Source organism: uncultured Meiothermus sp. (assembly GCF_937863175.1).
In the GTDB taxonomy this organism is placed as follows: Bacteria; Deinococcota; Deinococci; order Deinococcales; family Thermaceae; genus Meiothermus.
This window is the reverse complement of sequence record NZ_CALMCQ010000120.1, coordinates 1-4,997: the sequence shown is the minus strand read 5'-3', so window position 1 is coordinate 4,997 and position 4,997 is coordinate 1. Positions and strand designations below refer to the sequence as shown.

General features: G+C 67.8%; 4 protein-coding genes. 1 reads left to right on the top strand and 3 read right to left on the bottom strand.

The features are described from left to right. On the top strand, nucleotides 1–887 hold an 887-nt coding region (locus tag Q0288_RS04900), incomplete at its 5' end, for a HupE/UreJ family protein (RefSeq protein WP_299428039.1). Between the two features lie 27 nt (nucleotides 888–914). Here the strand turns inward: Q0288_RS04900 and Q0288_RS04895 are convergent. From Q0288_RS04895 to Q0288_RS04885, 3 genes are all read right to left on the bottom strand, one after another. Beyond that, entirely contained in the window at nucleotides 915–2,972 is a 2,058-nt protein-coding gene (locus tag Q0288_RS04895) for a (Fe-S)-binding protein (protein ID WP_299428036.1), read from the bottom strand. A 32-nt stretch (nucleotides 2,973–3,004) separates the two neighbouring features. Then, nucleotides 3,005–3,916, bottom strand: a complete 912-nt coding sequence (locus tag Q0288_RS04890) for a DUF1385 domain-containing protein (RefSeq protein ID WP_299428033.1) — start codon at nucleotides 3,914–3,916, stop codon at nucleotides 3,005–3,007. A 16-nt stretch (nucleotides 3,917–3,932) separates the two neighbouring features. After that, nucleotides 3,933–4,997 (bottom strand): peptidoglycan DD-metalloendopeptidase family protein (locus tag Q0288_RS04885; protein ID WP_299428030.1); only part of this gene is annotated, 1,065 nt, incomplete at its 5' end.

The window sequence follows — 4,997 nt, the reverse complement described above, 5'->3', positions numbered from 1 at the left end:
GCCGCCACCAGAGCCAGCTCAGCGCTTTCTTTGGCGGCAAGATAAAAATGACTTCGAGCGGAACCGAGGGCCAGGTGAGCGCGTCGCCTGTTGCGGGAGGAAAGCCCCTGCCCAGGCTGGGGCCGCAGCGTGGCACCCACAGCAGCCTGCTGCTGACCTACCGCTGGGCCGAACCAGTCTCAAATCTCGAGATTGACTACAACCTGTTCCTGCCGGGAGTCTCCACCGCGAGTAGTGTCGCCACCGTCCTGCACGAGGGGAAGGTGCAGGATGTCGTGTTCCGGCCAGACAGCCGCCGCTTCGCCCTGGTCGGCGAGGCCGCCCCACAGACCCTCGCCAGCTTCGTCAAGTTGGGTGTCGGGCACATCCTGAGCGGGTGGGATCACCTGCTGTTCGTGATCGCGCTGGTGGCCCTGGGCGGCGGTCTGGGCTACTTGCTCAAGGTCATCACCGCCTTCACCCTGGCCCACTCAGTCACCCTGATCCTGGGCACCCTTGGCCTGGTGGAACTGCCCTCGAGGCTGATCGAGAGCATGATCGCCCTCTCGATTGCCTACGTGGCCTTCGAGAACCTCCAACACAGGGACACCGCACGGCTTATCCAGCGGCGCTGGATCGCGGCTTTCGGCTTCGGGCTGTTCCACGGCCTCGGGTTTGCCGGAATCCTGGCGGAGATCGAGTTGCCCAAAGCCAACTTCCTGCTTTCGCTGTTGAGCTTCAACTTAGGGGTCGAGATAGGGCAACTGATGGTGGTGATCCCGGCGTTCCTATTTTTGACCCTGCTGGCCCGCTGGCGCTGGCAGCCGACTATGCAACGGGCCATCTCCCTGTTCGCCATCGTGGCTGGGCTGTTCTGGTTCGTGCAGCGGGCATTTCTTAGCGCCTGAGTCAGACGCGGGGCGTGGGTTACACCGCTAATCTGTCGCCTCGCCCGCTTGTTCGGGCTTCCGCTTGAGGTTCTGCACCACCAGCTCGGAGATGTCCAGCACCTTCGGGGCCTGGCCCTCGGGCTCCTGGGCGGTCTCGAGGTTCATCATCTGCATGCAGAAGGGGCAGCCCACCGCGATGGTGGGCGACTTCGTCGCTTTGAGCTCGCGGTAGCGGTTGGCCGAGACCCGCTCGTCGCCGGGCTCCTCCTCCTTCCAGAACTGCGCCCCGCCCGCCCCGCAGCAGAAGGAGTTCTTGCCGCTGCGCTCGGGCTCGTGGAGCTTGAGGCCGGTGGCCGCGATGACCTCTCGAGGCTCTTCGAGCACGTCGTTGTGACGCCCGAGGTAGCAGGGGTCGTGATACGTCACTTCTCCGGCCATCGGGATCATCTCGAGCTTTTTCGCGTCAATCAGCTCGGAGATGTAGTCGGAGTGGTGCTTGACCTGATACGTCCCGCCGAAGTCCTTGTACTCGTTGGCGAGGGTGTGGAAGCAGTGCGGGCAGGTCGTGACGATGGTCTTGGGTTTGGCCTCCATCGCGGCATTAAGCGTCTCGACGTTCTCGGTGGCGAGCTGCATGAACAAAAACTCGTTGCCCGAACGACGGGCGGCATCACCCGTACACTTCTCCTGCTTGCCCAGCACGGCCCAGTTGGTGCCGGACTCCTGGAGGATTTCGGCGAAGGCCCTGGCGGTCTTCTGCGCCCTGGGGTCGTAGGAGGGGGCGCAGCCGACCCAGTAGAGCACCTCGGCCTCGGGGTTTTGGGTGACGGTCTGCACGTCGAAGTTCAGCCCCTCCGTCCAGCCCATCCGCTTGTCCTGGCCGAGGTTCCAGGGGTTGCCGTTGCGCTCCATGCCCTTGAAGGCGTTGTTGAGCTGAGCGGGGAACTCGCCCTGCATCATGACGCGCTCGCGGCGCACGTCCACGATGTGCAGCATCTGCTCGTTGCCGACCGGGCAGACCTCCACGCAGGCGTTGCAGGTGGTGCAGGCCCAGATGGACTCGTCGTTCATGGCGAAGTCCATCAGCGCTCTAGGGCTCTCCTTGCCGTCAGAAAACACTGGCAGGATGTCGTTGAGCTCGTAGCGCTCGGAGATCAGGATGGCGGCCGGGGAGAGGGCCTTACCGGTCGCATACGCGGGGCAGACCTCCTGGCAGCGGTTGCACATGATGCAGCTGTAGGCGTCGAGCAGGCGGGGCCAGGAGTAGTCTTCCAGCTTGGCCACCCCGAACTTCTCCATCTTCTCCAGGGCCTCGAAGTCTTTCGCGATGGGCACCAGCGCCCCCGGCTTCTCCTTCTTGAAGGCCAGGTTGAGGGGGGCCAGGAAGAGGTGGAGGTGCTTGGAGCGGGCGAAGTAGGGGATGAAGACCAGGATCGAGCCGATGGCGAACCACCAGAAGAGGTGCTCGAGGATCACGATCTGATCCACGTCCACCGCGCCGAAGACCCTCGAGACGAAGCCCGCCACCGGCTGGAAGGGATCGAGGCCGTAGTCGAGGTTGGCCGACTGCGCGGCCTTGTGCATCAGGCGGCTGCCGACGTGGAAGAAGATGAAGCTGCCCACGATGGCCGAGTCGGTGGGGATGCCGCCGCGCACCTTCTCGTGGACGGGGGTCTTCTCGCGCCAGGTGAAGGTCTTGCGGCCCCCGCCGGAAAAGCGCCGAATCATCAGGCCCACGATGCCCACCAGGATCAAGGCGGTGAGGATGTCGGCCACGAGGTTGAAGCCGTTCCAGAAGCCTCCTCGAGCCTTGAAGGGGAAGAGGCCCTCGAGCACGTCCACCAGATTCACCAACAGGTAGAACACGAACCCGTAGAACACGAAGCTGTGCAGCAGGCTCACCCAGGGGCGCTTTTTGAAGACGGTCTGCATGGTGATCGTCTGCCACAGCGCGCGGCCCAGCCGCGACGGCAGGTTGTCGAAGCGATCTTCGGGAGCCCCGCGCCGGATGGCCTTGTACACGCGGTAGAGCGCCCCGCCGCCGAAGTAGACGGCGGCCAGCACCAGCAGCAGGAAGAAGACTTTCTCGGGTGTGGTCAGCATAGCAGCTCAAGGCGCGGAGCGGATCTCGGTAGTCACAGAACGTTTTTGGGTGCGCCGCCGGCGTTCCCGCCCGCGACCGACGGACTGAGCGCCCCCTGGGTGCTGGCGACGGCGATTTCGATCATGTCGTCGGTGGGCTCCTTGACGGTGAGCATCTGGAAGCGGAAGCCGAGCCCCCTCAGCAGGTCGGCCAGGGGGTTGCGGCTCGCCGCGCTCCAGCGCAGCAGCTCGAAGGCCAGCCCGGCCACCAGCGGCAGGAACAGCACTCTCGAGCCCAGCCGCCACCACAGCACCTCCTGCGCGGGAACCAGGCTGTACACCGCCACGCTGGACAGGATCACGAAGGCGATGAAGGTGGTGCCGCAGCGGGGGTGGAAGGCGGGCATGGCCCGGACGTTGGCCACGGTCAGCTCGAGGCCCCGCTCGTGGGCCGCGATGGCCTTGTGCTCGGCCCCGTGGTACATGAAGAAGCGCTGCATGTCGGGCAGCCGCCCGATCAGGAGCAGGTAGCCGACCAGCAGCCCCGCCTTGATCAGGCCCGCCAGGGCGTTGTAGCCGACCGGGCTGGCGGCGGCGTTGACCAGCAGCCCGGCCAGGAAGCCCGGCAGCACGATGAACAGCCCCACCCCCAGCGCCAGCGAGACCGCCATCGTGGAATAGAGTGCGGCCTTGGAACTGGCTTGGGCTTCCTCACCGGCCAACTGGGCGCTGCGGCTGAGGGCGCGGTAGGACAGCCCCATCGAGTCCACCAGGGCCACCACCCCCCGCAGCAGGGGCAGCCGCGCCCAGGGGTAGCGCTTGGCCAGGGCGGGCTCGGGGTGACGCTCGGTGTGGATGGTGCCGTCGGGCAGGCGCACCGCCAAGGCCCAGGCGTCGCTGGCCTTCATCATCACGCCCTCGAGGGCCGCGCTGCCGCCGAGGGGGCTGTTGTTGGGTGGGTTCATGGGTGTATGCACTCCTTCAGGGCAGGAAGGCCAGCGGGTTGCGGGGCTGCCCGCCCACCCGCACCTCGAGGTGGGTGTGGGGGCCGGTAGACCAGCCCGTAGAGCCGACGTAGCCGATCACCTGCCCCCGCTGCACCCACTGACCGGTTCGCACGGCGGTGCCCGACATGTGGGCGTAGAGGGTCTCGACCCCCCCGCCGTGGCCGATGACCACGTGGATGCCGTAGCCGACCGGGCTCCACCCAGCGGTGTCCACCCGCCCCGAGCGGGAGGCGTAGACCGGGCTGCCATAAGGGGCGGCCAGGTCGAGACCGCTGTGGCGGCGTTGGAAGGCCCCGCGCACGCCGAAGTAGGTGGTGATGACGTAGCGGCCCAGCGGCCAGCGGTATCCACCCGCCGCCACCGCCGCGTTGGCGGGGGTCAGTCGGGCCGCCCCGGTGCTGCGGCCGGGGCGGTCGAGCACCGTCTGGCGGACGCGCTCTCGGGCCGGGCGCTGCCGGGCCTCACGGCGCTGGGCCTCGGCGACGGCCCGGCGGCGCTTCTCCTCCTCCGCCGCGAGCAGGCGCTGGTAGTCCTGGCCGTTGGCCTTTCCGGGCAGCAGCAGCCAGTCGCCCGCCGCCAGTTCGAGCGGGTGGGACAGCCCGTTGGCTCGAACCAGCCGGGCCAGCGGCAGCCCGGAGCGGCGGGCCACCCGCGCAAGGTCGTCGCCCTCGGCCAAGCGGATCATCACGCCCCGCTCCTCGCCGGGGATCGCCACCAGGTCACCCGCACGAAGTTCATGCACGTCGCGGTAGCCGGGGTTGACCGAGACCAGCTCGAGGGTGCTCACCCTGTAGCGCCGCGCCAGCCCGTCGAGGGTCTCGCCGGGCCGCACCCGGTGTAGCCGCACGCCCGGCGGGTAGCGCGGGGCCGCCCGTGGGGCCTCGAGGGGGATGCGCAGTTCGTCGCCGACGCGGGGCGGGGCTCGCAGACCGCTGGCCGCCCGGATGGACTCGACCTCCGCGCCGTACCGGGCCGCCAGGGCCGCCAAGGTCTCCCCCGGCCGCACCTGGTGAATCACCCAGCCCCGCTGAGGGCTGGG

Coding starts and splice junctions, on each gene's coding strand:
- Q0288_RS04895 (WP_299428036.1), bottom strand. CDS start 2,972: ATGCTGACCACACCCGAGAAAGTCTTCTTCCTGCTGCTGGTGCTGGCC.
- Q0288_RS04890 (WP_299428033.1), bottom strand. CDS start 3,916: ATGAACCCACCCAACAACAGCCCCCTCGGCGGCAGCGCGGCCCTCGAG.